Raw genomic sequence first — 23,815 nt, forward strand, 5'->3', positions numbered from 1 at the left:
CCGTGATCGATATCAGCGAATCCGTGATGCAGTACCTCCTCGCGTTCCTCGTCGCCGCGCCGCTCCTCGGCGCCGCCGCCGCCCTGCTGCCCGCCCCGCCCGGACTGAAGGGGAAGTCGCCCGAGCAGGCGGTGCTCCGCCACGGCGTCACCGTCACCGGCGTGATCCTGCTGGCCGCGATCGTCCTCGCCCTCGGCTTCGACCACGACGACCCGTCGCGGATGCAGGCCACCACGGACATCAGCTGGATCCGGGCGCTCGACGTGCGGATCCACCTCGGCGTCGACGGCATCTCGCTCCCCCTCCTGCTGCTGACGGCGCTGCTGACCTTCCTCTGCGCGCTGTACTCCTACTTCAAGCCGCCCGCGGGCCCGTCCCCGAAGGCGTTCGTCGCCCTGCTGCTCCTGCTGGAGGCCGGCACCCTCGCCACCTTCGCCGTCCTCGACCTGGTGCTCTTCTTCCTCGCCTTCGAGACGGTCCTCGTCCCGATGTACTTCCTCATCGCCCGCTGGGGCGGCGACGGCCGGCGGGCCGCCGCCGGGAAGTTCATCCTCTACACACTGCTCGGCTCCGTGATCATGCTGCTCGGCCTGCTCCTGATCGGGATCAAGGCGGGCACCTTCGACATGGTGGCGCTCGCCACCGACAACGGCCGCGGACTCACCACCTCGGTGCAGGTCACCGCCGTCCTCGCGATCGGCCTCGGGCTCGCCGTGAAGACCCCGATGTGGCCGCTGCACTCCTGGCTGCCGGACGCCCACACCGCCGCCCCCACCGTCGGCTCGGTGCTCCTCGCCGGCGTGCTCCTCAAGATGGGCACGTACGGCTTCGTCCGCATCGCCCTGCCCATCGCCCCCGACGGCATGCACACCCTCGCCCCCTACCTGGCCGCCTTCGCCGCCGCCGGCATCGTCTACGGCTCCCTCGCCTGCCTCGCCCTCGCGCGGCCCGGCGCCAAGGGCGACCTCAAGCGGCTCATCGCGTACTCGTCCGTCGGCCACATGGGCTTCGTCCTCCTCGGCATCGCCACCCTGACGCCCACCGGCGTCAACGCCGCCCTCTTCGCCAACATCGCCCACGGCCTCATCACCGGCCTGCTGTTCTTCCTCGTCGGCGCCGTGAAGGACCGGTACGGCACCGCCGACCTCGACACCCTCGCCGGCGCCACCGGCGCCGCCCTCTACGGCCGCGCCCCCCGCCTCGGCGCCCTCCTCGCCTTCGCCGCCGTCGCCTCCCTCGGCCTCCCCGGCCTGGCCGGCTTCTGGGGCGAGATGCTCGCCCTCTTCGCCGCCTTCGACCCCGCCGAAGGGCTGAGCCGCCCCGCGTACCTCGTCTTCATGGCGCTCGGCGGCCTCGGCACCCTGCTCACCGCCGCCTACCTGCTGATCGTGGTCCGCCGCGTCTGCATGGGCGGCCCCCGCCCCGCCGGCGAACCCGAGCTCGCCGACGTCCAGCCGTACGAGCTGGCCGCCTGGACCCCGCTCGTCGCCCTCACCGTCCTCGCCGGACTCTGGCCCGCGGTCCTCCTCGGCCTCACCGACCCGGCCGTCCAGCAGCTCCTCGCCGGAGGCACCCCGTGACCTCAGCCAGCAGCACGCTCGTCCAGTCCGTCGACTGGCTGACGATCGCGCCCCCGACGCTCACCGCCCTCGTCGCGCTCGGCGTCCTCGTCGCCGACCTCTTCGTCCCCCAGGAGCGCAAGCAGCTCCTCGGCTGGATCTCGATCGCCGGCCTCGCCGCCGCCCTCGCCCTCCTGCTGCCGCTGCGCTCCGGCGACCGGGCGACCTTCTGCCTCACCGCCGGCGCCCAGACCGACAGCCACGCCCAGACCGCCGGCTGCAGCTACACCGCCGACACCTTCACCCTGGTCGTCCAGCTCCTGGTGCTCGGCGGCGCGCTCCTCACCGCGCTGCTCTCGCTGCCCGCCACCCGCGCCAAGCTCCCCGCCGGCGAGTACTGGTTCCTGCTGCTGTCCTCCGCCGCCGGCGCCGCCCTGCTGCCCGCCGCCCGCGACCTCGCCACCCTCGTGGTCGCCCTGGAGGTCGCCTCGCTGCCCGCGTTCGCGCTCGTCGGCCTGAAGCGCGGCGACCGGCGCTCCGGCGAGGCCGCCCTCAAGTTCTTCCTCTCCTCGGTGACCGCCACCGCCGTCACCCTCCTCGGCGTCAGCTTCGTCTACGCCGCCACCGGCACCCTCCACCTCACCGAGATCGCCGCCCGCCTCGACGAGGTCCCCGGCGGCCTCCAGACCCTCGCCGAGACCGGCGTCGCCCTCACCCTCGTCGGCTTCGCCTTCAAGCTCGCCGCCGTCCCCTTCCACTTCTGGGTCCCCGACACCTACAGCGGCGCCCCGCTGCCCGTCGCCGCCTACCTGTCGGTGGTCGGCAAGGCCGTCGGCTTCACCGGCCTCATCCTCGTGACGGTCGTCGCCTTCCCCGCGTACGCCGACGTCTGGGGCCCCGCCCTCGCCGTCCTCGCCGCCCTCACCATGACCGCCGGAAACGTCGCCGCGCTCCGCCAGGACCCCGCCCGCGAGGGCAGCGCCGTCCGGCTGCTCGCCTGGTCCTCCGTCGCCCAGGCCGGCTACCTCCTGGTGCCGATCGCCTCCGCCGCGTACTCCAGCGACGACCAGGTCGGCGCCACCGTCGCGTACGCCCTCATGTACGCCGTCGTGAACCTCGGCGCCTTCGCCGTCGTCGCCCTCGTCGCCCGTACGCACCCCGGCAGGCGGATCGCCGACCACGCCGGGCTGTACGCGACGGCCCCCGCCGCCGCCCTCACGCTCGCCTTCTTCCTCCTGAACCTGGCCGGACTGCCCCCGGGTATCATCGGCCTCTTCGCCAAGGTGACCGTCTTCGCGTCGGCCGTCGACGCCGGCCTCGGCTGGCTGGCCGTGGTCATGGGCGCCAACGTCGTCATCGGCCTCGCGTACTACCTGCGGTGGACGGCCCTGCTGTTCCGCACGCCGGAGCACGCCGCCGACGGCACCCGGCACCGGGCCCCGGCGCCCGTCACCCTGGCGATCGCGCTGACCGCCGCGGCCGGAGCCGTCCTGTCGGGCTACCCGCAGTCCGTGCTCCGCTTCGCGACGGCCGGCCTCTTCTGACCCCCCACCCTGCACCACCCTGGGAGCAACACGCCGTGCTGAACGGATTCAAGGACTTCATCCTCCGCGGGAACGTCGTCTCGATGGCGATCGGCCTCGCCGTCGGCTCGGCGTTCACGGCCGTCGTCACCGGCTTCAGCAAGGCGTTCATCACCCCCCTCATCGGCCTCGCCACCGGCTCCGTCGGCGACTTCAGCGAAGCGAGGTTCAGCGTCGGCAAGACCGTCTTCCCGTACGGCCTCGCCATCTCCGCCACCATCGCCTTCGCCATCACGGCGCTCGTCCTCTACTTCCTCTTCGTCGTCCCCATGGCCAAGGTCCAGGAGCGGTTCGCCAAGGAGGAGGCCGCCGACCCCAAGTCCGAGAAGCGCGACTGCCCCCGCTGCTACACCGAGATCCCGGCCATCGCCACCCGCTGCGCCCACTGCACCAGCGAGGTCGAGCCCACCTCCCCGGCGGCCGTCCTGGACAGGATCCCCGCCACGCGCTGATCACCCGGACGGCCCAGCGCGCCTCCGGTACGGCCGGGGGAACCGCAGCCTCCCGCCTGGCGTTGACCAGTACGGGAGGGTCCACTGGAACGTGGACCCCAGCAAAGGGTTCCCCTGCCGCACCACCTGGAGGGCGTACCGTGCACCGCCGGCACAACGGGCTGAGGACCGCCGTACTCCTCGGAGGGCTCTCCGCCCTCATCATCGTCATCGGCAGCTTCTTCGGCCGTACGGGCCTGATCGTCGGACTCGTCGTCGCGATCGGCACCAACGCCTACGCGTACTGGAACAGCGACAAGCTGGCCCTGCGCGCCATGCGCGCCCGCCCCGTCAGCGAATTCGAGGCACCCGCCCTCTACCGGATGGTCCGGGAACTCTCCACCCAGGCCCGCCAGCCGATGCCCCGGCTCTACATCTCGCCCACCCAGGCGCCCAACGCCTTCGCCACCGGCCGCAACCCGCGCAACGCCGCCGTCTGCTGCACCGAGGGCATCCTCGCCCTCCTCGACGAGCGCGAACTCCGCGGCGTCATCGGCCACGAGCTCAGCCACGTCTACAACCGGGACATCCTCATCTCCTCGGTCGCCGGCGCGCTCGCCTCCGTGGTGATGTTCCTGGTCAACTTCGCCTGGCTGATCCCCGTCGGCCGCTCCAGCGACGACGACGGACCCGGCCTCCTCGGCTACCTGATGATCATCATCCTCGGTCCGCTCGCCGCCTCGATCATCCAGCTCGCCATCTCCCGCTCCCGCGAGTACGAGGCCGACGCCTCCGGCGCCCAGCTCACCGGCGACCCGCTCGCCCTCGCCGGCGCCCTCCGGAAACTGGAGACCGGCACCAAGCAGCTCCCGCTGCCGCCCGAGCCCCGGATCGAGACCGCCAGCCACATGATGATCGCGAACCCCTTCCGCCCCGGGCAGGGGCTGTCCAAGATGTTCTCGACCCACCCGCCCATGGCCGAGCGGATCGCTCGCCTCGAAGAGATGGCAGGTCGCCGTCCGTGAAGACCGTCCTCAACGTCATATGGCTCGTCCTCTCCGGCTTCTGGCTGTTCCTCGGCTACCTCCTCGCCGGCCTCCTCCTGTGCGTCACGATCATCGGCATCCCCTTCGGCCTCGCCGCCTTCCGGATCGGCCTCTACGCCCTCTGGCCCTTCGGCCGCACCGTCGTCGACAAGCCCGGCGCCGGCGCCGCCTCCTGCGTCGGCAACGTCCTCTGGCTGGTCCTCGCCGGCTGGTGGCTCGCCATCGGCCACATCGTCACCGGCATCGCCCTGTGCGTCACGATCATCGGCATCCCCCTCGGCCTCGCGAACTTCAAGCTCATCCCCGTCTCCCTGCTGCCCCTCGGCAAGGACATCGTCCCCACCGACCAGGCGTACGGCGGCCCGTCCCACCCCCAGCAGACGTACGGACGCCCGGGCTTCTGACCCGTGCGCCCGCCGCGCTACGCGCTGCTCGCCGGCCGTCGCGTCCTGGCCCTCTGCCACGACGTCGACGGCCTCTACGGCGACCCCGCCCCGCACCCCCGCCTCCGCCACGAACTCCGCGGCTGCGAACCGCGCGGCGAACTCGCCCGCGCCGTCACCCAGGCCGTCGTCGAAGGCACCGCCCCGCTCGGCACCCTCGACGTCGAGACCCCCGACGGCCCCTGGCGCTTCGACGCCGTCCGCGTCCTCGGCGCCCGCGGCGACGTCATCACCGTCGAGGCCGCCGGACCACCGCGCCGCCTCCCCGGCGGCGCCACCGGCGCCACCCCCTGCGCCCACCTCATCCCGCTCCCCGACACCCCGCCGCCCCGCACCGAGGTCACCTTCCTCGGCTGCGCCCCGCGCGGCCCCCTCCGCACCGCCCTCGCCACCGGCGCCGCACCCGACGGCGACGTCCGCTACCAGGTCCTCCGCGCCGACGGGAACCCCCAGCACGAGGCCGCCGCCGGCCCCGTCACCGGCTGGGACACCGCCCCCGGCCCCGGCGGCCTGCTCGACGTCACCGTCGCCTTCCCCCGCACCGGCCTCGTCCCGCCGCCCACCCGCGCCGTCTGGGACCTCTTCCACGACCACCGCGGCCCCGCCGAACCCGGCACCTGGCGCCGCTTCACCGGCGCCGCCCGCACCGCCTGGCGGCAGCAGGCCGCCCTCCGCTCGCACGACCTGCCCGAACCCGTCCCCGGCGCCACGTACACCCTCGACGGCCGGGGCGTCACCGACGAGGACGCGCTCGTCTGCGCCCTCACCGAGGCCGTCCACGGCCCCGGCCACGCCTACCCCACCGGCTCCCCGCGCGCCCTCGGCGCCGAACTCTCCGGCACCACCCTCGTCTGGCGCCACTCCGCCGTCGCCCGCGCCTGCCTCGGCGTCACCCCGCTGCTCGCCGAACCGCGCCCCGCCACCTTCCGGGAATGGGTCGCCGGACTCAGGGCCGAAGGTGTCCGGGTCGTCCTCGACTGACCGCGTACGCCACCACACCCGCCGCCAGCACCCCCGCCCCCGCCAGCACCGACCCCAGCGGCAGCGCCCCGGCCAGCACCGCGCACCCGGCCAGGCCCAGCGCCGCCAGGAACCGGTTCCGGCCGCCCAGCGTCCACGCCGACGCGTTGGCGACGCCGTAGTAGACCAGCACGCCGAAGGACGAGAAGCCGATCGCGCCCCGCACGTCCGCCGTCGCCGCCACCACGGCCACCACCGCGCCCACCGCCAACTCCGCCCGGTGCGGCACCCGGAACCGCGGGTGCACCGCCGCGAGACCGCCCGGCAGATAGCCGTCGCGGGCCATCGCCAGCGTCGTCCGCGACACCCCGAGGATCAGCGACAGCAGCGAGCCCAGCGCCGCCACCGCCGCCCCCGCCGTCACCACCGGCACCAGCCAGGCGGCGTCCGCCGCCCGCACCGCGTCCGCCAGCGGCGCGGCGGAGTCCGCCAGCGCCCGCGGCCCCAGCGCGACCAGCACCGCCACCGCGACCAGCGCGTACACCGCCAGCGCGAGGCCCAGCGCCAGCGGCACCGCCCGGGGGATCGTCCGCGCCGGGTCGCGCACCTCCTCGCCGAGCGTGGCGATCCGCGCGTACCCCGCGAACGCGAAGAACAGCAGCCCCGCCGCCTGCAGCACCCCGCCCGCCGAGACCTCCCCGCCGAGCCCGAACCGGCCCCCCGGAGCACCCGCGAACGAGACCGTGACGACCGCCGCGAGCACCGCCAGCACCCCCGCCACGATCACCCGCGCGAGCAGCGCCGACTTCTGCACGCCCCCGTAGTTCACGGCGGTCAGCGCCACCACCGCGGCCACCGCCACCGCGTGCGCCTGGTCCGGCCACAGATAGGCGCCGACGGTCAGCGCCATCGCCGCGCACGAGGCCGTCTTGCCCACCACGAACGCCCAGCCCGCCAGGTACCCCCAGAAGGGACTCAGCCGTTCGCGGCCGTACACGTAGGTGCCGCCGGACTCCGGGTACAGGGCGGCGAGCCGGGCCGACGCCATCGCGTTGCAGTACGCCACCACGGCGGCGATCCCCAGCGCGGTCAGCAGCGCCGCCGAGGTGCCGGCCGCGCCGGCCGCCGGCCCGAGCGCGACGAAGATGCCGGCGCCCACCATGGCGCCGAGCCCGATGACGACGGCGTCGAGGACGCCGAGGGACCGGCGCATGTCGGAGGTCACGGTCGGCCTGTCTCCCGGAGGGTGATGTTGAGCCGCCCGGCGAGCCCGAGCGACGGATCGGCGGTCCCAGGAAACACCTTCGGCACGCCGTGGTACACCCACCGCGACTCCCGTCCGAAGACGAACAGGTCCCCCGAGCCCAGCTCCACATCCTTCCAGGGCCGCCCGCGCCCCTCCGCGTTGCCCAGCCGGAACACGCACCGGTCGCCGAGGCTCAGCGACACCACGGGCGCCCCGGACCGCTCCTCCTTGTCCTGGTGCATGCCCATCCGGGCGCCGTCCCCGTAGAAGTTCACCAGCGCGGCGTCCGGCGCGAACCCGCCGTCGTCCCCGTACGCCTCGGCCACCGCCGCCCGCCCCAGCGCCACCAGCCAGTCCGGCACCGGCACCGCGACGGCGTCGAGGTAGCGGTACGGCACCCACTGCCGCCCCAGGCACAGCGACCGCACCGACATCACGCCCCCGCCGGGCAGCACGGTGTGCCGGTACGCCAGCGGTCCGCGCCCGAACTCCCGGCAGGCCGCGACCAGTTCCCGCTGCCGGTCGAGCGGCAGCCACCCCGGCACGTGCACCGCGCCCGGCGCCGGCTCCGCCCGCTCGCGCGGGAACAGCCCCTCGGTCACGCGAGGACTCCGAGCGCCCCCTCCAGGTCCAGCAGCGACCGCTTGCGCTCCGGACCGGCCGCGTACCCGCGCAGGGTCCCGTCCGCGCCGACCACCCGGTGGCAGGGCCGCACCACCAGCAGCGGATTGCGCCCGATCGCCGTCCCCACGGCCCGGACCCCGGCCCCCGCCGCCCCGACCCGCCGCCCGATCTCGCCGTAGCTGACCGTCGTCCCGTACGGGATCTCCTCCAGCGCCGCCCAGACCCGCCGCTGGAACTCCGTCCCCGCGTCCCCGGCCAGCGGCACGTCGAACCGCCGCCGCCGCCCCGCGAAGTACTCCTCCAGCTGCCCCACGACCCCGGCGAACGCCCCCTGGTCCCGGACCCAGCCCTCCCGGACCGTCACGCCGCCCTTCTGCCCCGGCAGCGACAGCGACCGCAGCACGGCACGGCCCCCCGTCGAGAGCCGCCCGGTCAGCAGCATCTCGCCCAGGGGGCCGCCGGCGTACGCGTACACGGTGATGTCGTCCATGCCTCCAGTGTGCGAGCCCCGCCGCCGCACCGCTGGCGGCTTCCGGACACGACCCTGGACGGCCGGACGCCGGGTCAGCGGTAGTTCACGAACTGCAGCGCGAAGTCGAAGTCCTTGCTCTTCAGCAGCGCCTGCACGGCCTGGAGGTCGTCCCGGCTCTTCGAGCTGACCCGCAGCTCGTCGCCCTGCACCTGCGCCTTGACGCCCTTGGGGCCCTCGTCCCGGATGGTCTTCGCGACCTTCTTGGCGTTCTCCTGCGAGATGCCCTCGGTGACCGACGCGAAGAGCTTGTACTCCTTGCCGGACAGCTGCGGCTCACCCTCGACGTCCAGCGACTTCAGCGAGATCCCGCGCTTGATCAGCTTGGACTGGAAGATGTCGAGGATCGCCTTCACGCGCTCCTCGCCGTTCGCCTGCATCAGGATCTTCTCGCCCGACCAGGAGATCGAGGCGTTGGTCCCCTTGAAGTCGTAGCGCTGCTGGATCTCCTTCGCGGCCTGGTTGAGGGCGTTGTCGACCTCCTGCCGCTCGACCTTGGAGACGATGTCGAAACTGGAGTCGGCCATGACTAGTGGCTCCTTGCTCGGATGCTGTGGGGTACCCCCAAAGCCTAGGGGGTGCGCCCCCGCCCGAACCCCTGATCACCCGTCGATCAATCCGGTGGCGAAGCACCCTCCGGGATCAGGTATTGTTTACGTCGTTGCCAGGGAGCACCGCCGAAAAGCGGGAAACCACGGCGACGGATCCCATGGCGGTGTGCCCGAGTGGCCAATGGGAGCGGACTGTAAATCCGTCGGCTTAGCCTACCCAGGTTCGAATCCTGGCGCCGCCACGCGATAAGAACGGCCCCTGATCTGCGGAAACGCGATCAGGGGCCGTTTCTGTGTAAACGTTGGACCGGGCGTGACTGTCTCACCCTGTCCCGCTCGATACCGCCCTCTACCAGCCCGTGTGGACGGCGCGTGGACGGGCGTCCGGGCCGATCAGACTCCGGCGGGGGCGCCGGCGCGGTGCTGGTTCAGCCGGGCGGAGATCTTGGCGTTGGCGGCCTCGTCGCCGCCCTTCAGGAACTTCGCGTAGACCCGGAAGAGGACAGCCACCGAGTGGCCGGCCCGCTGGGCCACCAGCTGAGGCTCCACCCCTGAGCTGAGCCACGTCGAGACGGCCGCGTGACGAAGGTCATACGGCCGCTTGGCCAGCTTCGAATCCTGCTCGGACGGGCTGAGCGCTTCCTGCCGGGCGTTCGCCCAGACCTCCCCGTAACCGCTCTCCTGAACCATCCCGCCGCGGGCGGTCCGGAAGATTCGGCCGTCCGCGTGGGTGCCGTACAGGGTCACGTGCCACCGCAGCATCGCGACCAGCTCGGGCGGGATCGGCACGTGCCGCACGGCCTTCCGCGTCCGGTGCTTCAGGCCGCGCCGGTCGTGGGCCTCGCCGCTGTCCGTCCAGGAGCTCCCGGACCGCGCGCGGCTCTCCCGGAGCCGGACGAGTCCCCACCCGCGCCGGGGCAGGTCGAAGTCCTGGAGCCGGATGCCGACCAGCTCCCCGGGCCGGGCGCCGGCGTAGTACAGGCACCCGAAGAACGCGGCCAGGTGGCGCCCGCGGTCGCCTTGCCGGCCGACGGCGGCGAGGAGGGCGGCGGCCTGCGCCGGGTCCGGCACGGCCTCGGGGTCGACTTCCTCCTCGACCCGCTCGGGTGCCTTCCACTTCAGCGCGGCCATGGGGTTCTCGCCCAGCAGCTCGGCGTCCACGGCGATGCCGAGGGCCTGGTGGAAGATGGCCCGCTTCCGGGCGATGACCGAGCCGGACGACGTCTTCCCGTCCAGCCGCCGGGCACAGGCGTCCAGGGCCCGGCGGACGAGCATCCGGTCGGAGAGCTGCGAGGTGGGAACGGACTTCCGCTCGACCCACGCGAGGTGCGCGGCCACGTCCGCGGGTGGCTCCTCCTTCCACCGGTTCACGTTGAAGCCCCAGGTGTAGAGCGAGCGGCGGACGGCCTTCTTGTCGCCCATGCCCTTGGTGTCCTTCACCAGGGCGAGCGTCACAGTGGCCATGGCCTCAGCCAGGTTCCGGCGGGTCGAGGCGGGGGAGTGGTCCCACTTCATCTCCACGTAGTTCCTGGCGTGCTGGTACCAGGAGATGTCCTTGGCCTTCTGGACCATCGACTTCGGCAGACCGCTGTCGACGTCCCACGGCTCGCCCTCCCGGGTCGCCGTGATGAACTGCGCCCGCCGGCTCTCGGCGAGCCCGAGCGTCAGGAAGGACTCGGAGTGCGGCCGCGTGCCGACCTGCCACCGGAGCTGGTACGGCTTGCGGTACGGCCGCTTCCTGATGCTCCAGATTCGTACGGTGTAGCTCCACTCGGTCACGCGGTCTCCAGCTCGTTCAGGAATGAGTCGAGGGCACTGCGGCGGACCCGCAGGTGCCCGTTGGGCAGGCGCTTCACCTCGGGGCCGTAGCCGCGGTTGCGCCAGCGGTAGTAGGTGGCTCGGGTGATGCCGATCTCGGCGAGGACGTCGGTCAGGGGAAGCCACTCGTCGGCGGGCTGACGGCGGCGGTCGGTGCGGGCCATCGTGTCTCCTCTTCCGAGTCACGTCGGTGGATGTGTCCGAGGTGCGGATTTCTGCGTCACTGCGTCATCAGCGTCACTTTTGGTGTCTGACCTGCGGTTCTTCGGTGACGCAGGGAGCGGCGGTCTGCGTCACCGGTGACGAAGCCGTCCGTCACGGCGTGACGCAGGTGACGAACGGTGACGCAGAGATTCAGGCTCTGCGTCACCGCCGTTGGCGCAGGTGGGGAGCGGTTTCCCGGGCCCCGGTGACGCAGGTGACGCAGGGTCTTCCTACTTAGGAAAAGTGGGGCCTGGGTTCTGTTGTTGTGCGCGCCTTCAGGCGTGAATGGGGAGCCGCGGAGCGGCACGCCCCTTGGGCGGCGGCAAGCCGCCGAAGAGCAAGAGGAGCACCCGGGCGCTGGGCCGGGGGTGCTCCTCTTGCTTGTGCGGATGGGCCCCGTAGCGCCGCCCATGAGACGTCGGCCGGCTCCCTGGGCTTACGCGCGAGGATCAGCGCATGCAAGAAGAGATGCTGAAGTTCCTTGCCGCGCGTATCGAGGAGGACCGGCGGCACATGGTCGGCGCCGGTGTCGGGGGCAGCCATCTGGAGCTGCTGGACTCGATCACGAAACTGACCGACGAGTACCGACGCTTCCCGGACCCCTGGGACGAGCGGGCGTACGGCTTGCTGTACGCCCTTCGGATCCTCGCCCGGACGTATGCCACGCACCCTGACTATCAGGAGGAGCAGTGGCATCCATAGGGCACCCGCAAGGCGCCGACTAGAAGACCCGGCCCTGCTCGTCGAGCGGGGGCTTCGGCCGGGCGATCTCGATGTAGCGGGCGCTGTTCTTGCGGCCCCAGTCGACCAGGACGCCGCGGGCGGCGAGGACGGGCTGGAGGCGCTTGAGGCGGTCGGAGAGAACCTTGCCGGTGGTGGGCCAGCCCTTGGGCAGCGGCCGGAACTCCCCCTCGCCGGTATAGAGCTGGGTGAGGCCGTGCAGCCACTCGGCGGACGTCATCCGCACGTCGGTACCCGGCTCGATCTCGGCGGCGCGCTTGAGGACAGTCTGGGCGAGGAGGTCGCCCTCGATCACGTCGTCGTTGAGGTCGTCCAGGCTCGCCCGGTAGGCGTCCAGGGCGCCGAGGCTGCGGGCGGCGTCGAGCTGCGCGCACAGGTGGGCGAAGTCGGCCATCCGCAGGTCGGTGGGGATGTCGGCGTCGGCCGCGCGGACGGTGACGGCGAGGTCGAGGACGGAGCCGAGGATCACGGGCAGAGACTGGGCGAACTCGGCCCACAGCTCCGCCTCGGTCCGCCGCACGCGGGGGCGTTCGAGGCGGAGGGGGAGGAGTCGTTCGGCGAGGTCGGGGCGGATGACGCCGACGTCGATGCCGGTCAGCAGCATCGGCCGGCGGTAGCGGGCGCGGACGACGTCGCCGTCGGTGAACAGGGCTCGCTTGATGTTCTCGGCGCCGGTGACGATGCAGCACATCAGGTCCGACAGGTCGGGGCCGAGGTGGGAGAGGTTGTCCAGGCCGGTGACCCATCCGGCCGCGACGGCGGTGATCAGGTTCTCCTCGTCCTTCGGCGCGCGCCGCAGGTCGCCGCTCATGCCCTCGATGATCCGCACGAGCATCTTCCCGGCGGTGGACTTGCCGGCGCCCTGCGGGCCGGTGAGGAACGGGGCGGGGACGGGCACGTCGGGGCCGAGGCAGCCGACGAGCCAGGCGAGGGCGAGGGACTCGGCGCGGGCGTCGCTGAAGTTGCACAGCCGCATGAGCAGGTCGATGCCCTTGCCGTTCGTGTCCTTGACCGGCAGCGGAAGTTCGCCGGTGAGCTGGGTGCGGCGCCAGCACACCTCGCGGGGGTCGGGGACGGTGATGTCCCAGCCGGTGGGGTGGATGCGGACGGACTGGCCGTCGTCGCGGCCGAGGTCGAGCCAGGTGGCGCCGTCGAATCCGGGGGCGACGCGGATGTGGACGGGCTGGACGTCCTCGGTGAGCGCGAGTGCTTCGATCAAGTCGAGTGCCTCCTTCAAGGCGGTTCCGTTGAAGACGCCGTGCCCGTCGCGGAACAGGCCGACCATGAGTTCCTGCCGGTGGCTGCCGGTGGTGCCCTGGGAGCGGATGGGGCGGGCGACGGGGTGGCCGTTGCGCTGGGCGTAGACGGTGCCGTCGACGGTGCGGAAGTACCGGAAGTGGGCGCGGGCGTAGTCGGTGATGACCTCGCGGGCCGGGTTCTTCTCGTCCTCGGACATCGCTACATCCCCAGTGCCGTGGTGGCGTTGGCCCAGGCGTCCGTGCAGTGCCGCGGGGACTCGCCCTTGGCCTGCGCGGCGGTGAACAGGCGGGCGATGTGGGCGTCGGTGAGGCAGCCGCACCGGCCGTGCGCGGAAAGCACCGCCAGGAACGTCCGGTACACGGTCGCGTGCACCCCGCTCGTGGCGGCGGTGATCCGCTGCTCAGCCATGGCAATCCCGCGCTCCAGGTAGACGGGCGAACGGTGCGGGCACCGCCCGCCGCCGGCCGGAGCGGGCACCGTGACGGCGCGCGGCGCGGGCCGGGCGGCGGACTTCTCCGCGGCCAGGGCGTGTACGGCGGCGGGGACGTCGGTCATGGTGCCAGTGCCGGGGCCGAGCCAGCGGGCGTAGGACATCAGCGACTTGATGTCGACGCCCGGCCGGACGGCGTTCACCGATCGCACGGTGCCGGAGTAGATCCAGTGCTCCCCGCGCGTCGTGGCCACGGTCGTCGTGGCCGGGAGCGTGTTCCGGGCCCAGTCGACGGCGTCGGCGTTGTCGAGGTCGACCACGGTGACCCCGGCGCCGCCGGGGTGATAGCCGATGGCGCGTGCGCGGCTCCAGGCCAGGCCCCACTGGCGGGAGGCGAGGACGGTGGGGTTGGTGGTGGCGGCGGCCCAGCCGTGGCACGGCCACGGGCACACGCACGGCCCGGGGGTCTTCATGTTCGGCCGGCCGCCGCAGGCGAGGTCGGCGCAGTCCCGGCAGTTCCCGAGAGGGCGCTTGTCCGCGCCCAGGGGCAGGACCGGGAGGCGGCCGTCAGCGAGGGCAATGGCGTTGATGGAGAGGCTGTTCACGCGGCCACCCCCGCGCGCTCTCGTCGGGACTGGGTCGGATGAGTCATGCTGGGCGTCTCCAGTTCTCTAGTCAGTGCTGGTAGGCGAGGGCGACCCCGGGTTCTTGGCGGAATGGGGGTCGCCCTCGGCGTTGCTAGAAGGGCGGTTCGTCGCTGTAGCCGTTGCCCCACGGGTCGACGTGGGGCCGGGGGCGGCGCGGGAGTCGCGGGAGCGGGAGGAGGGGCCAGCGGCGGTCCTCGTCCCAGCAGGGGCAGGGGTCCCACTCGGTCCCGGCGTACTCGCCGGTGGCGTAGTCGCCGTAGTCCCGGTTGTGCCCGCCGGCCCCGTTGCAGTCGGGGCAGCCGGGTCGGGGGGTGTCGGTCAGGATGAGCGTGCGACGGGGCCAATGGGCCAGCCGGAGGCGCAGACGAAGCATGGGCGGTTCCTCAGAGGTTGCCGACGGCGTCGAGGACGGCGTGGGCGAGCTGGTTGATGGGTCCGGCGGCGCCGGTGGAGGCGAGGAAGAAGCCGAAGCCGGCGGCGGTGAACGCGGAGCCGTAGCCGAGGGAGCCGGAGCGGAGCAGGAAGAACAGGACGAGCCCGAAGAGGAAGACCAGGGAGATCGTTATGGCCACGGAACTACTCCTTTGACGGCGGTTCTGGGGCGGTGGGAAGCTGCGGGTACCTCGGGTGCTGACAAGCTCGGGGGATGGCCGACGGCGCGTCCGCCTAGCTCCTGCTCGGAGCGGGGTACGTCTCATGACGGGTGCCGTCGGCCGCTTTCGTGCCCGCGCTCAGCGGGTGCCGGCGCGGTAGGTGCGGGAGAGCCGGTTGTAGATCCAGCGGCCGACGCGTATGCGCTTGCCGGTGGCGTGGCAGCGGCGGCAGTCCTTGCCGGGCTTGGCGTGCCCCTTGCGGTTGGTCTTGATCGCGTAGCCGCGTCCGTGGCACTTGCGGCAGTCGCCGAACGGCGACGCCATGCACCTCGCGACGTAACCGAGGGTGATGGCGAGCAGGCAGGCGATAGCGAGCAGGGCGGGGGTCATGACGGGCCCTCCCAGGCGGTTTCCAGGGGTTCTCGCAGGTGGGCCGCTATGCGCTAGCGGCCAGCTCAGAGCGGGTTTGGGGCGCTAGCGGAGCCGCTAACGTTAGCGGGGGCCGCCGCTATCGCTAGCGGTCCCGGGCGGTCATCCCGCGTCCCGCTTTCCGTCACGCTCCGCGATCGCGGTGGTGATGTCGGCGCGGGCGATGCCGCGCCGGTTGACGACCTTGCCGTCGACCCGGCGGCCCACCTGCACGGTGGAGATGCCGTGGGGCTTGAGGCCGGCGGCGAGCGCGTCGGTCTCCCAGCCGCCGTAGACGTCGGGCCGCAGCTCGGCGAGCCGGGACACGACGGTCTCGGACCACACCTTGGCCTCGGCGGCGGGGACGACGGCGAGGATGTCAGCGAGCAGGTCATAGGCCGGGCCGGTCACGGCCTCCGGCTCCTCGCCCATGGCGTAGCCGGACAGCAGGCCGGCCTTCTCGCGGGCGGTGCGGGCGCGGGCGGCGATGGCTTCGGCCCCGGGGGCGTCGACGTAGACGGAGGAGACGATCCGGGCGTCGGCTCCTTCTCCGACGAAGTAGTGGATGCCCTTGTCGCCCCAGGCGAACATCGTGGCCCGCACGCCCCGCTTGTAGGCGGAGGTACCCAGGACCATGTCGTTCTCGGTCTGGCCCATGACCTTCAGGCACCAGCGGGCGCCGGCGTTCGCCGAGATCCCGGTGGGTAGCGACTTGGCGTCGGGCCGCTGGGTGGCGAGCAGCAGCACGATGCCGGTGGCGGGGCCGCGCTTGACCAGGTCGGTGCAGATCTCCTCGAACTCCTTGCCGTGCTCCGGGTGCTCGAACAGCACCTGGCACTCGTCCACGCCGATCACGATCGGGTGCAGGCCGAGCGAGGGCTTGTCCGCGAGCTGGGACGTCACCTTCGACTCCGGGCAGATGTCCCTCGGCAGCGCGCGGATCGCCTTGGTGCGGCGGCGCAGCTCCTCGCGGACGGCCCGCAGGTCGGCGAGCGCGTAGGCGATGGCTTCGTCGTCGTCGCCGGCGGCGTGCCGGTGGGAGACGGCGTTGCCGACAGGGTCGAGGTCGCCGGTGCCCTTCATGTCGTACGTGTGCAGCTCCGCCCGCGGGTCCAGGGCAGCGATCAGCAGGAGCAGGCGCAGCAGGAACGTCTTGCCCATGCGGGGGATCGCTCCGATCACCCCGGCGATGTACATCAGGGTGACCTCGACCCAGCGTCCGCGCTGGTCGGTGCCGTAGGCGACCGGCTTGAACAGGTCGACCCCGCCCGACTTCGCCAACGGCCACGCGGGCTTCTTGGCCTTGGTGAGGTCCTGGTCGCCGACCCACAGCACCATGTGCCCGGGGTGTTCCTCGGACGCCGGTTCGGGCCACACGCAGCCGAGGGGACGGCGCAGGCCGGAGGCGAGGCGTTCGCGGCGCTCGATGATGTCGGTGACGGTGACGCCGTAGGGGAGGTTGCCCTGCGCCCGCCAGCCGGGTCCGTCGCGGGTGATCGGGGCGGTGAACTCGAACCCGTCCCGCCCCTTGCCCTGCGCCTGGTTGATCGCGGGGATGCCGAGAGCGCCGAGGGCCCGCAGGACGATGTCGGAGGTGAGCTTGGACGCCTTGGGGATCTCCACCGCACGGTGGACGACCGGGGCGTCGGCCTTGCGGCCGGCCCAGCCGAGCGCGAGCAGGACCAGACCGACCGAGACGGTCTGGAGCCAGCCCGGCGCAAGGACGTAGATGGCGAGGGCGACGGTGGCGCCGATGAACGTGGCTACGGCGGCGATCAGAGTGCGGAGCTTGACCCGGTCGTCGCGCTGCGCGGACAGCCGCAGGTACTCGACCGCGTCCTCCTTGCGGACGGCGGCGGCCCGGACCGGTTCACCCTCCCGGTCGGCCACCCACCGCATCACCCCGCCGACGAACCGGGCGGCACCGACCGGCGACTGGAGCGCGAGCCGCAGCGCGTACACGGGGGTGCGGAGCGCGTGGTAGCCGACGGTGTGGGCGTAGTGGCGGGCCACCCACCCGGCGGCCGTGCGCAGTTCAGAGGTAGACCGCAGCCAGACCGGGATCACGTCACGGCGCTTGGCAGAGGCCAGTCGGCCGAGGTAGCCCGGACCGGTGGCGGCCGGGGTCGGCTGGTCGACCACGAGCCGACCGGTCGGCTCCTCCGGCTCGACCGGTTCGGCGGTGGTCTGGCGGGCGGCGCGGGCCTTGCCGAGGTCAACCACCTCGGCCCCGCCGTCGTCGGTCGACCGGTCGGCGGTCATCTCGGCTTCCAGCCGGGCGAACAGCTCCTGGTCGTCGTCGGGGTGCTTCACTGAAACGTCCTCTCCTTGTGAGGGAACACGAAGGACCCGGGGGCGGCCTGATTCCTTGGCCGGGACGGCCGCCCCTGGGGCACAGCTACTTGCGCTTGGACTGGTTCTTCTCGGCGCGGTCGCGGGCGTGGTCGAGGAGCTTGTCGACCTTCTTCTCCAGGTCGCCCTGGTAGACGTTCTCTCCGGCGATGCCGCGCTTGGCCATGCGGGCGACGTACCAGGCGAACTGCGCCTTCTCACCGGTGGTGAGGGGCGGGTGGTCGGGGTCGTACTCGTTGCTCTTCTTGCTGGCCACGGTCGGTCCCTTCCGGGGCCGGGACTGTCCCGGCTCCCCTTCCACCCCCGACCACGCGGGCCGGGGGTGGGCGGGCAGTCGTCAGTCGATGGCGCGCAGTTCGTGGGTGTGGCACAGGACCGGGGCGATCCAGATGCTGATGCGGTCGACGGTCCACCGGCCCTCGGTGAGCGGGCCCGGGGGGACCTCGTCCAGGACGCGGCCGGTCTTGCCGACGGCGCGGGGGTCGTCCTCGCAGGCGACGATCAGGACCTTCTGTCCACCTCGGAACACGGTCACTTCCCCTTCCGGCCGCGTCGGGCCTTGCCGATGGCCTTGGCGGCCTGCTGTCCGTCGGGGCCGCCGACGGACTTGATGACGGTGTGGACGCCCCAGACCAGGACGGTGGCGAGGAACGCGAGCAGCGCCAGGTTCGCGGCGATCGCGGTCAGCGCGCCGACGAGGAGCGGGCCGAAGTAGACGCCGGCGGCGACGGTGCCGGCGCCGATCCCGGAGCCGAGCGCGATCCGCTGCACCGTGCGGTCGGGCGGGGCCTGGTGGATGTGCTGGTGCACCACCTGCGGCACCGGGGCCGCAGCGGGCTGAATGGGGGCGGGGAGGTGGTCAGCGTAGGTGTAGGTGCCGTCCGGGAGCCGGACGACCGGGGCGGGGTCGGGGAGGTTCGACATGGGTTCTCCCAGGTCAGAGGTGACGGTTAGAGTCACGGGCCATGGGGGCGATCGAGATCGAGGTGGACCCGCTGCCGTGCAAGTGGTGCGACCGGCCACTGGAGCAGCGCCGGTGGTGGGCCCTGAAGCGGTTCTGCAACCGCTGGCACCGGCTCAAGTACTGGGCGGCCAAGATCATGTTGTTCTTGGCGGACATCTAGCCGCAGGACGCGGCGGCGCTGGTGTCGGGGTAGGCGCAGGGCGTGCACATGCCGAGCGAGGGCGGGATGCGGTAGCCGGCGTCCTGCCCGCACTCCGGGCAGACCCGGCGGGCTGCGTTCGCCCGCTCCAGGGCCGCCCGCTTGGCCGGGGTCATCGGCCGCACCGGCCGGGCGAGGTCGATGCGGTAGAGGTAGGCGACCAGCGGTTCGCGCCGGCGGCGGGGGCGTTCGAGCTGGGCCACGACCGGCTGACCCGCCGGCCGCAGCCCCATCGCCCGAAGCTGCCGGAACGTCGCCAGCCCCTCCGGCGCCAGGCGCCAGCGGTAGACCGGGAGCGCGCTCACGCGGCCTCACCCCGCTCCGCGCGCAGGGTCTCGCGCAGCCACCGGCCCTTCTCCGGCGACGTACGAACCGCCCGCCGGATCCGGTCGGCCGTCAGGTTCTCCACCGGCCACGACTCCGTCAACCGCCGTGCCTCCGCGAGGAGTTCGTCGCGCGTGCGACGCGGCACCGGGGTCTTCGCCGCGTCCGGCACCCGGCGGGTCACCCGCTCGGGCCGGGCCGACTGCTCAGCCGCGACCACCCGCACCGCCGCCCGACCGGTCGACTCGATCGCAGCGAGCGGAGTGGACTCTTCCTCGCCCGCCGGGCCGGGGTCGGCCGGGGCGGGGGCGAGGGCGGGAAGCGGCTGGTCAGAGGTAGACCGTTCCGTACCGGTCCATTCCGATTCCTCCGCATTCACGGGGCCGACCGGTCGAGTCGACCGGTCGACCTCCAGCTCCACCGTGACGGCCTGCTCCGGCTCGACCGGCCCGGCGGCGGCGCCGAACATGTCGGCGAGGGCGGCGTGGGCGCCGGCGGTGACCTTCTCGCGCTGGGCGTCGACCAGTCGGGTGCCCAGGACGATGTCCCCCGCGCCGACCTTCTTCGCGAGCTTCCACGACTCCAGCTCCGCCTTCTTGCGGACCTTCGGATCGGGGTGCCGCTCCGCCATCGCCCGCTGATACGCGAGTGCCTGCACCAGATCGGCGGCGTGCGCTTCGGCCTCGGCGTCGCGGCCGTCGCGGTAGACGACGATCCGCCGCGCCAGGAACGCCGCACCCTCCGCGGACGCGGTCATCCCCATCGGCGTGAGGGCGTAGATCACGACCTCGCCGGGGGAGGTGGCGGCGGTGGCAGACATGGCCGCAGCCGCTGCGGGAAGAGCCCACAGCCCCGCCCGGATCACCCTCGGCGACGACTGCCCCAGCAGCGTCAGGCCGAGGAGGACGATCGCGAGGACGGCGGTGGCGCCCTCACCGGCCGCGACCGCGCCGACGGCGGTGCCGGAGCCGTAGGCGGCCTTGATGTTGGTGTAGGTGCCGTACCCGCCGGCGCCGCCCGTGACCAGCATCGGCACGAACGCCGCCCCCAGCACCACCCGCTGGAGCGTCCCCAGCTCCCTACCCGTGTCGGCGGTCACCGGGCGCCCCCGTTCCGGCGGGCCAGGACGGCGTTCACGGCCAGGACGCCGAGGCAGGCGAGGAGGCCGGCGTAGTGGACATCCCGGCGCTCGATGGCCAGCCCCAGGACGGCCACGGCCAGGCACAGCAGGGACAGGAGCCAGAAGGCGAGCGGCTTCACGCGGCACCGCCCGACTGCGCCAGGCCGACGCGGTTGGTGAGGTTGCGGCGCTCGTCCAGGACCCGGTTGCGGGCCCGGCGGATCCGCCGCTCGTCCAGCACCGTGGCCGGGCGGTCCAGCATCCAGATCTCCACGTCGAGCAGGTCGATCTCCGCCAGGATCAGCGGCATCTCCCACTCGATCGCGTCCAGCTCCGCATCCGACGGCTCACCGTCGAACCCGGCGGCCGTAACAACGGCCTGAAGTGCAGCGATGGACTTCATTGGGTCGTGCTCCCTTCTCGGACAAGGGGGTAGGAGCGGCCCGAACTGAACCCCCGGAGCTGCAACTCCGGGGGTTCTCCTTCGAGTGAGGCGGGCCGGCGCCCCGGCCGGGAGTCGAACCCGGCCTTGCGACCATCGGGGCTGAAGCGCGGTGGGTCACATGTAGTGCTTGCGGTAGTTCTCCCTCTCCGCCTGCACCGCGAGATCGGCGGTGTGGGCCTCCCAGGAGTCCTCGCCGTACTTGTTGGCGGTCTCGGCGTAGACGTCCCCGGCGTAGGTGAGCGAGCAGCGGTCCGAGTGCCCGTGGTCGACCTCGGGATCGCTGGAACGCTCGAAGGAACGGAACAGACCCATGACGGCTCCTTTGCAGGTGGATGATGTGTCGTGCGGGGAGTGCCCCGGCGGGAGTCGAACCCGTCCTTGCGACCATCGGGGCGAAGAGCTTCAGAGGCGGTCGGCGGCGGCCAGCACCAGCCGGTCAGCCGCGGCGATCGCGGCCGTGCGGCAGGCGTCGAGCGCGACGAGGTCGGCCGCGCCGCGCAGGTCGTAAGAGGCGCGGGCGGCCTGCGCGGCCTGCTCCGCGAGGGCCGGCGCGAGGATCCTGACAGCGGTCAGCGGCGCGGTGATCGCCGCACGCGTCATGTGGCTCTCGGCCCGCGCCTGCTCATAAGCGGTCTCGTCGCCCCCGTTCAGCCGCAGGTCCTCGCGGACCCACATCGCCCGCCGGTGCTCCGCGACCGCCGCGACCAGCTCGGTCACCGCCGCCAGACGCTCCCGCCGTAACTCGGCGGCCTGCACCTCGCCGCGCTCCCGGCGGGCCAGACGCTGCTGCAGAACCCCGGCGACAACCGCACCGAGCAGAGTGCCGAGAACGGCGATAACGCTGGTCAGGACAGCTTCCATGACGAACTCCCATCAGACGAACCAGGTGATTCCGGCTCCCCTCAACCCCGCCCGTACGGCACCGCGCGAACGGGGCCCGGACGGGCGGAGGAGGCAACCGGCCGCAGCCGCCGAACGGCTGCGGAGGTCAGATGACGCGGTGGGCACAGCCACTCCGCCGGTCCAGCGGAAGCAGCGCCCAGGGTCTTAAGCGCTTCACGTCGGCCTCCAGGGGCGGACATGGTGCGTGGCGTGGGTCGCGATCTCTGCCCTTGTCTCACCGCACGTGACGGGTCCCGCCGGCCTCGAAATGAAGGCCCGGGAGGAAGGTGCTTGCTGCTCGTGCGGCAGGGCCTGCGGCTTGTCGCAGATGCCTGTCGTTCTGTGTCCACTGTTCAGTTCTCAACCGTGACGGGCGCTTCCTTCGAGGCCGTTTCACGGGTCTCTCCGGGCGCTGGGCAGCACGCCTCACCGAGCCAAAGCTCCGTGAGGTACATGTATTACCTGTTCCTCATCATGCGGAGAAGGGTTCGCGCCGTCAAGCCCCTTTGGGTCTTCGGTGGCTGCGAGTCCGCCCCGCTCGATGTCTCAAGACTGGCTGGATCAGGGCAGACGCTGGACTCCGCGCATGTACGGCTCCAGGACGTCTTGGCTACGGTGAAGTCGTCCCAAGTCGTCCCACGTGGGGGAGTGCACGGCATGGCCAACGAGCGCTTACGCGGCGCGATCATCGAGCGCGGCATGACCCTGGACGAGGTAGCCGAACGGCTCGGGGTGTCGGCCAAGACGGTAGAGCGCTGGATCAACGACCCCAGGCGCCAGCCGTATCGTCGCTTCAAGTACGCGACGGCCTCGCTGCTTCAGCGGGAGGTCTCCTACCTCTGGCCGGAAGAGCGGACCTCGGCCGAGGTCACCGAGGCGGGCAACGCCGAGCTGGTCCAGCTCTACCCGCACCGTTCCGTCGTGCCGAACCGGCTCTGGCCGCAGCTCTACGCCGGCGCCCGGCGGCACTTCGACGTCCTGGTCTACTCGGGCTTCTGGCTCACCGAGGACGCCGCCTTCCACCAGGTGGTGAAGGAGAAGTCAGCCGACGGCGTGCCGGTCAGGTTCATGCTCGGCGACCCCGACTCGGCCGCGGTCGCAGTGCGCGGGGCTGACGAGGGAATCGGGGGTGCCATGGCCAGCAAGATCCGAAATGCACTGGTCAACTACGCGCCGCTGTTCGGGCTCCCCGGAGTCGAATTCAGGCTCCACTCGACCACGCTCTACAACTCCATCTACCGGGCCGACGACGCCATGCTCGCCAACGGGCACCTGTACGGCGTCGGCGCCTACATGGCCCCCGTCCTGCACCTTCAGCGTGTCCCCGGTGGCGAGCTGTTCGACGCCTACGCGGAGAGCGTGGAGCGGGTCTGGGAGAGCGCCCGACCGATCTCCTCCCCCACAGACCTCGGAGGCGCAGACGCATGACCCGGATCGACTACTTCCGTGACCCGAAGGCCCCGAAGGCGAACTCGGTGGTCCCGTCGGTCACCGTCGTTGTCCGCGACGGCGAGGGGCGGCTCCTGCTCATCCACAGGACTGACAACGACCTGTGGGCCCTGCCTGGCGGCGGACACGACATCGGCGAGCGGATCGGCGACACAGCCGTGCGCGAGGTCGAGGAAGAGACCGGTATCGCGGTCGAGGTCGAGGGCATCGTCGGGCTCTACACGGACCCGGAGCACGTCCTCGCGTACGACGACGGCGAGGTGCGCCAGCAGTTCTCCATCTGCTTCCGGGCCAAGCCGGTTGGCGGATCCCTCCGTACGAGCAGCGAATCGAAAGAGGTCCGCTGGGTAGACCCGGCGGACCTCGACGACCTCGACATTCACCCGTCCATGCGCCTGCGCATCCGGCACGGCCTGGACGAGACGCGCGGGGAGCCCTACATCGGCTGAGCGCCGGCGGCTGCGGCCATTCGCCGCTCCACGCGCTCGTTGGCCGCGTAGATCTCCGGCGCCGCCCGCTGGATGAACCGTCCCACGATGGTGTCCGGCCCGTACCGCTGCACGATCTCGTTCAGCCGCGCGGCCGGCGTCGTGTGCTCGCCGTCCGGCGCGGTCGTCATGTCGGCCACGATGAGCGCGTCCACCAGCTCCGGACGCTCCAGCGCGAACTCGGTCTCCAGCTCCTGCCGCAGACCCCGCTCCTCGGCCTCCAGGAGCGCGCAGGAGTGGTGGGCGACGAGCCGGGCGACTCGCTCGTCGGCCCCTTCCTGGTCTCGCAGGAACCGGGCCCCATCGAGCGGGTGGAAACCGGTGGTAGCCAGGGAGGGGGAGTAGCCGATGTCGTGCAGGACGGCAGCAGCCTCCAGCACGTCAGCGTCCCGCCCCAGGATCGGGCGCAGTGAGCGAGCCCGCTTGGCTACACCAAGGGAGTGTGCCCAGCGCCGCGGCAACGATTCAGACAGCAGGGATTCGGAAAGCGAGTAGGCCCACTCAATAAGCTCCATGCTT

The 23,815-nt window shown here is 72.2% G+C and carries 32 protein-coding genes and 1 tRNA gene; 11 read left to right on the plus strand and 22 right to left on the minus strand.

Annotated elements, in window-relative coordinates:
• Window positions 1–2: 2 nt before the first annotated feature.
• From ACFVQZ_RS32420 to ACFVQZ_RS32445, 6 genes are all read left to right on the plus strand, one after another.
• The gene (locus ACFVQZ_RS32420; protein ID WP_383628362.1) at window positions 3–1,580 is read left to right on the plus strand and encodes a NuoM family protein; all 1,578 of its coding nucleotides are present in this window, start codon (window positions 3–5) and stop codon (window positions 1,578–1,580) included.
• Entirely contained in the window at window positions 1,577–3,103 is a 1,527-nt protein-coding gene (locus ACFVQZ_RS32425; protein WP_383628363.1) for an NADH-quinone oxidoreductase subunit N, read from the plus strand. Before ACFVQZ_RS32420 ends, ACFVQZ_RS32425 begins: the two co-directional genes overlap by 4 nt.
• Before the next feature lie 35 nt (window positions 3,104–3,138).
• On the plus strand, window positions 3,139–3,594 hold the full coding sequence (gene mscL, locus ACFVQZ_RS32430) for a large conductance mechanosensitive channel protein MscL (RefSeq protein ID WP_030494196.1): 456 nt from the start codon (window positions 3,139–3,141) through the stop codon (window positions 3,592–3,594).
• A 140-nt stretch (window positions 3,595–3,734) separates the two neighbouring features.
• Window positions 3,735–4,598, plus strand: a complete 864-nt coding sequence (gene htpX / locus ACFVQZ_RS32435; RefSeq protein ID WP_030494197.1) for a zinc metalloprotease HtpX — start codon at window positions 3,735–3,737, stop codon at window positions 4,596–4,598.
• Window positions 4,595–5,023, plus strand: a complete 429-nt coding sequence (locus ACFVQZ_RS32440; RefSeq protein WP_030494198.1) for a YccF domain-containing protein — start codon at window positions 4,595–4,597, stop codon at window positions 5,021–5,023. Before htpX ends, ACFVQZ_RS32440 begins: the two co-directional genes overlap by 4 nt.
• A gap of 3 nt (window positions 5,024–5,026) precedes the next feature.
• Window positions 5,027–6,043 carry a hypothetical protein gene (locus ACFVQZ_RS32445; protein WP_383628365.1) on the plus strand — a complete coding sequence of 339 codons (1,017 nt, stop codon included), beginning with the start codon at window positions 5,027–5,029 and terminating at the stop codon, window positions 6,041–6,043.
• Here the strand turns inward: ACFVQZ_RS32445 and ACFVQZ_RS32450 are convergent.
• The 4 genes from ACFVQZ_RS32450 to ACFVQZ_RS32465 form a co-directional block, all read right to left on the minus strand.
• Window positions 6,009–7,235 carry an amino acid permease gene (locus ACFVQZ_RS32450; RefSeq protein ID WP_030494200.1) on the minus strand — a complete coding sequence of 409 codons (1,227 nt, stop codon included), beginning with the start codon at window positions 7,233–7,235 and terminating at the stop codon, window positions 6,009–6,011. The genes ACFVQZ_RS32445 and ACFVQZ_RS32450 overlap by 35 nt on opposite strands.
• Window positions 7,236–7,243: 8 nt before the next feature.
• Window positions 7,244–7,870: an alpha-ketoglutarate-dependent dioxygenase AlkB gene (locus ACFVQZ_RS32455; RefSeq protein ID WP_030494201.1), complete on the minus strand. Its 627-nt coding sequence runs from the start codon at window positions 7,868–7,870 to the stop codon at window positions 7,244–7,246.
• Entirely contained in the window at window positions 7,867–8,382 is a 516-nt protein-coding gene (locus ACFVQZ_RS32460; protein ID WP_030494202.1) for a methylated-DNA--[protein]-cysteine S-methyltransferase, read from the minus strand. Before ACFVQZ_RS32460 ends, ACFVQZ_RS32455 begins: the two co-directional genes overlap by 4 nt.
• A gap of 74 nt (window positions 8,383–8,456) precedes the next feature.
• Window positions 8,457–8,948, minus strand: coding sequence for a YajQ family cyclic di-GMP-binding protein (locus tag ACFVQZ_RS32465; RefSeq protein WP_030494203.1), 492 nt, complete (start codon window positions 8,946–8,948; stop codon window positions 8,457–8,459).
• 184 nt (window positions 8,949–9,132) lie between these two features.
• On the opposite strand from ACFVQZ_RS32465, the gene ACFVQZ_RS32470 reads away from it, so the two are divergent.
• A tRNA-Tyr gene (locus ACFVQZ_RS32470) sits at window positions 9,133–9,214 on the plus strand.
• 151 nt (window positions 9,215–9,365) lie between these two features.
• Here the strand turns inward: ACFVQZ_RS32470 and ACFVQZ_RS32475 are convergent.
• Window positions 9,366–10,751 (minus strand): tyrosine-type recombinase/integrase, encoded by a 1,386-nt coding sequence (locus ACFVQZ_RS32475; protein WP_383628368.1) that lies wholly within the window; start codon window positions 10,749–10,751, stop codon window positions 9,366–9,368.
• A complete protein-coding gene (locus tag ACFVQZ_RS32480; protein WP_383628370.1) occupies window positions 10,748–10,954 on the minus strand; it encodes a helix-turn-helix transcriptional regulator in 207 nt (68 codons plus the stop codon). Before ACFVQZ_RS32480 ends, ACFVQZ_RS32475 begins: the two co-directional genes overlap by 4 nt.
• Window positions 10,955–11,450: 496 nt before the next feature.
• Here ACFVQZ_RS32480 and ACFVQZ_RS32485 point away from each other — a divergent pair, with 496 nt between their 5' ends.
• Window positions 11,451–11,696 carry a hypothetical protein gene (locus ACFVQZ_RS32485; protein WP_383628372.1) on the plus strand — a complete coding sequence of 82 codons (246 nt, stop codon included), beginning with the start codon at window positions 11,451–11,453 and terminating at the stop codon, window positions 11,694–11,696.
• 19 nt (window positions 11,697–11,715) lie between these two features.
• Here the strand turns inward: ACFVQZ_RS32485 and ACFVQZ_RS32490 are convergent, their stop codons facing one another.
• From ACFVQZ_RS32490 to ACFVQZ_RS32530, 9 genes are all read right to left on the minus strand, one after another.
• Window positions 11,716–13,191: an ATP-binding protein gene (locus ACFVQZ_RS32490; RefSeq protein WP_383628374.1), complete on the minus strand. Its 1,476-nt coding sequence runs from the start codon at window positions 13,189–13,191 to the stop codon at window positions 11,716–11,718.
• Between the two features lie 2 nt (window positions 13,192–13,193).
• Window positions 13,194–14,030, minus strand: coding sequence for a DNA primase (locus tag ACFVQZ_RS32495; RefSeq protein WP_383628376.1), 837 nt, complete (start codon window positions 14,028–14,030; stop codon window positions 13,194–13,196).
• Between the two features lie 133 nt (window positions 14,031–14,163).
• On the minus strand, window positions 14,164–14,445 hold the full coding sequence (locus ACFVQZ_RS32500; protein WP_383628378.1) for a hypothetical protein: 282 nt from the start codon (window positions 14,443–14,445) through the stop codon (window positions 14,164–14,166).
• A 10-nt stretch (window positions 14,446–14,455) separates the two neighbouring features.
• Entirely contained in the window at window positions 14,456–14,644 is a 189-nt protein-coding gene (locus ACFVQZ_RS32505) for a hypothetical protein (protein ID WP_383628380.1), read from the minus strand.
• 159 nt (window positions 14,645–14,803) lie between these two features.
• Window positions 14,804–15,055 (minus strand): hypothetical protein, encoded by a 252-nt coding sequence (locus ACFVQZ_RS32510; RefSeq protein ID WP_383628382.1) that lies wholly within the window; start codon window positions 15,053–15,055, stop codon window positions 14,804–14,806.
• A 141-nt stretch (window positions 15,056–15,196) separates the two neighbouring features.
• Window positions 15,197–17,386: a cell division protein FtsK gene (locus tag ACFVQZ_RS32515; protein ID WP_383628384.1), complete on the minus strand. Its 2,190-nt coding sequence runs from the start codon at window positions 17,384–17,386 to the stop codon at window positions 15,197–15,199.
• A gap of 85 nt (window positions 17,387–17,471) precedes the next feature.
• Entirely contained in the window at window positions 17,472–17,681 is a 210-nt protein-coding gene (locus tag ACFVQZ_RS32520) for a DUF6257 family protein (RefSeq protein ID WP_383628386.1), read from the minus strand.
• 81 nt (window positions 17,682–17,762) lie between these two features.
• The gene (locus ACFVQZ_RS32525) at window positions 17,763–17,954 is read right to left on the minus strand and encodes a hypothetical protein (RefSeq protein WP_383628388.1); all 192 of its coding nucleotides are present in this window, start codon (window positions 17,952–17,954) and stop codon (window positions 17,763–17,765) included.
• A 2-nt stretch (window positions 17,955–17,956) separates the two neighbouring features.
• Entirely contained in the window at window positions 17,957–18,349 is a 393-nt protein-coding gene (locus tag ACFVQZ_RS32530) for a DUF6251 family protein (protein WP_383628390.1), read from the minus strand.
• 41 nt (window positions 18,350–18,390) lie between these two features.
• Between ACFVQZ_RS32530 and ACFVQZ_RS32535 the strand changes: the two genes are divergently transcribed.
• On the plus strand, window positions 18,391–18,549 hold the full coding sequence (locus tag ACFVQZ_RS32535) for a hypothetical protein (protein ID WP_383628392.1): 159 nt from the start codon (window positions 18,391–18,393) through the stop codon (window positions 18,547–18,549).
• Here ACFVQZ_RS32535 and ACFVQZ_RS32540 read toward each other — a convergent pair.
• The 6 genes from ACFVQZ_RS32540 to ACFVQZ_RS32565 all read right to left on the minus strand — a co-directional run bounded on the left by ACFVQZ_RS32540 (window position 18,546) and on the right by ACFVQZ_RS32565 (window position 21,338).
• The gene (locus ACFVQZ_RS32540) at window positions 18,546–18,893 is read right to left on the minus strand and encodes an RRQRL motif-containing zinc-binding protein (RefSeq protein WP_383628394.1); all 348 of its coding nucleotides are present in this window, start codon (window positions 18,891–18,893) and stop codon (window positions 18,546–18,548) included. The two genes, ACFVQZ_RS32535 and ACFVQZ_RS32540, sit on opposite strands and share 4 nt — an antisense overlap.
• Window positions 18,890–19,942: a conjugal transfer protein gene (locus tag ACFVQZ_RS32545; RefSeq protein ID WP_383628451.1), complete on the minus strand. Its 1,053-nt coding sequence runs from the start codon at window positions 19,940–19,942 to the stop codon at window positions 18,890–18,892. The genes ACFVQZ_RS32540 and ACFVQZ_RS32545 overlap by 4 nt, the downstream gene beginning before the upstream one ends.
• Before the next feature lie 65 nt (window positions 19,943–20,007).
• A complete protein-coding gene (locus tag ACFVQZ_RS32550) occupies window positions 20,008–20,172 on the minus strand; it encodes a hypothetical protein (RefSeq protein ID WP_383628396.1) in 165 nt (54 codons plus the stop codon).
• The gene (locus tag ACFVQZ_RS32555) at window positions 20,169–20,435 is read right to left on the minus strand and encodes a DUF6284 family protein (protein ID WP_383628398.1); all 267 of its coding nucleotides are present in this window, start codon (window positions 20,433–20,435) and stop codon (window positions 20,169–20,171) included. Before ACFVQZ_RS32555 ends, ACFVQZ_RS32550 begins: the two co-directional genes overlap by 4 nt.
• A 156-nt stretch (window positions 20,436–20,591) precedes the next feature.
• Window positions 20,592–20,789 carry a hypothetical protein gene (locus ACFVQZ_RS32560; RefSeq protein WP_383628400.1) on the minus strand — a complete coding sequence of 66 codons (198 nt, stop codon included), beginning with the start codon at window positions 20,787–20,789 and terminating at the stop codon, window positions 20,592–20,594.
• Between the two features lie 90 nt (window positions 20,790–20,879).
• On the minus strand, window positions 20,880–21,338 hold the full coding sequence (locus ACFVQZ_RS32565) for a protein kilB (protein WP_383628402.1): 459 nt from the start codon (window positions 21,336–21,338) through the stop codon (window positions 20,880–20,882).
• A gap of 678 nt (window positions 21,339–22,016) precedes the next feature.
• On the opposite strand from ACFVQZ_RS32565, the gene ACFVQZ_RS32570 reads away from it, so the two are divergent.
• Both ACFVQZ_RS32570 and ACFVQZ_RS32575 read left to right on the plus strand, forming a co-directional pair.
• Window positions 22,017–22,787, plus strand: a complete 771-nt coding sequence (locus ACFVQZ_RS32570) for a helix-turn-helix domain-containing protein (protein WP_383628404.1) — start codon at window positions 22,017–22,019, stop codon at window positions 22,785–22,787.
• Window positions 22,784–23,257, plus strand: coding sequence for an NUDIX hydrolase (locus ACFVQZ_RS32575; protein ID WP_383628406.1), 474 nt, complete (start codon window positions 22,784–22,786; stop codon window positions 23,255–23,257). Before ACFVQZ_RS32570 ends, ACFVQZ_RS32575 begins: the two co-directional genes overlap by 4 nt.
• Here the strand turns inward: ACFVQZ_RS32575 and ACFVQZ_RS32580 are convergent.
• Window positions 23,245–23,811 (minus strand): HD domain-containing protein, encoded by a 567-nt coding sequence (locus tag ACFVQZ_RS32580; protein ID WP_383628408.1) that lies wholly within the window; start codon window positions 23,809–23,811, stop codon window positions 23,245–23,247. The two genes, ACFVQZ_RS32575 and ACFVQZ_RS32580, sit on opposite strands and share 13 nt — an antisense overlap.
• Window positions 23,812–23,815: the final 4 nt, after the last annotated feature.

The sequence above is a fragment of the Streptomyces sp. NPDC057854 genome (assembly GCF_042797055.1).
GTDB lineage: Bacteria > Actinomycetota > Actinomycetes > Streptomycetales > Streptomycetaceae > Streptomyces.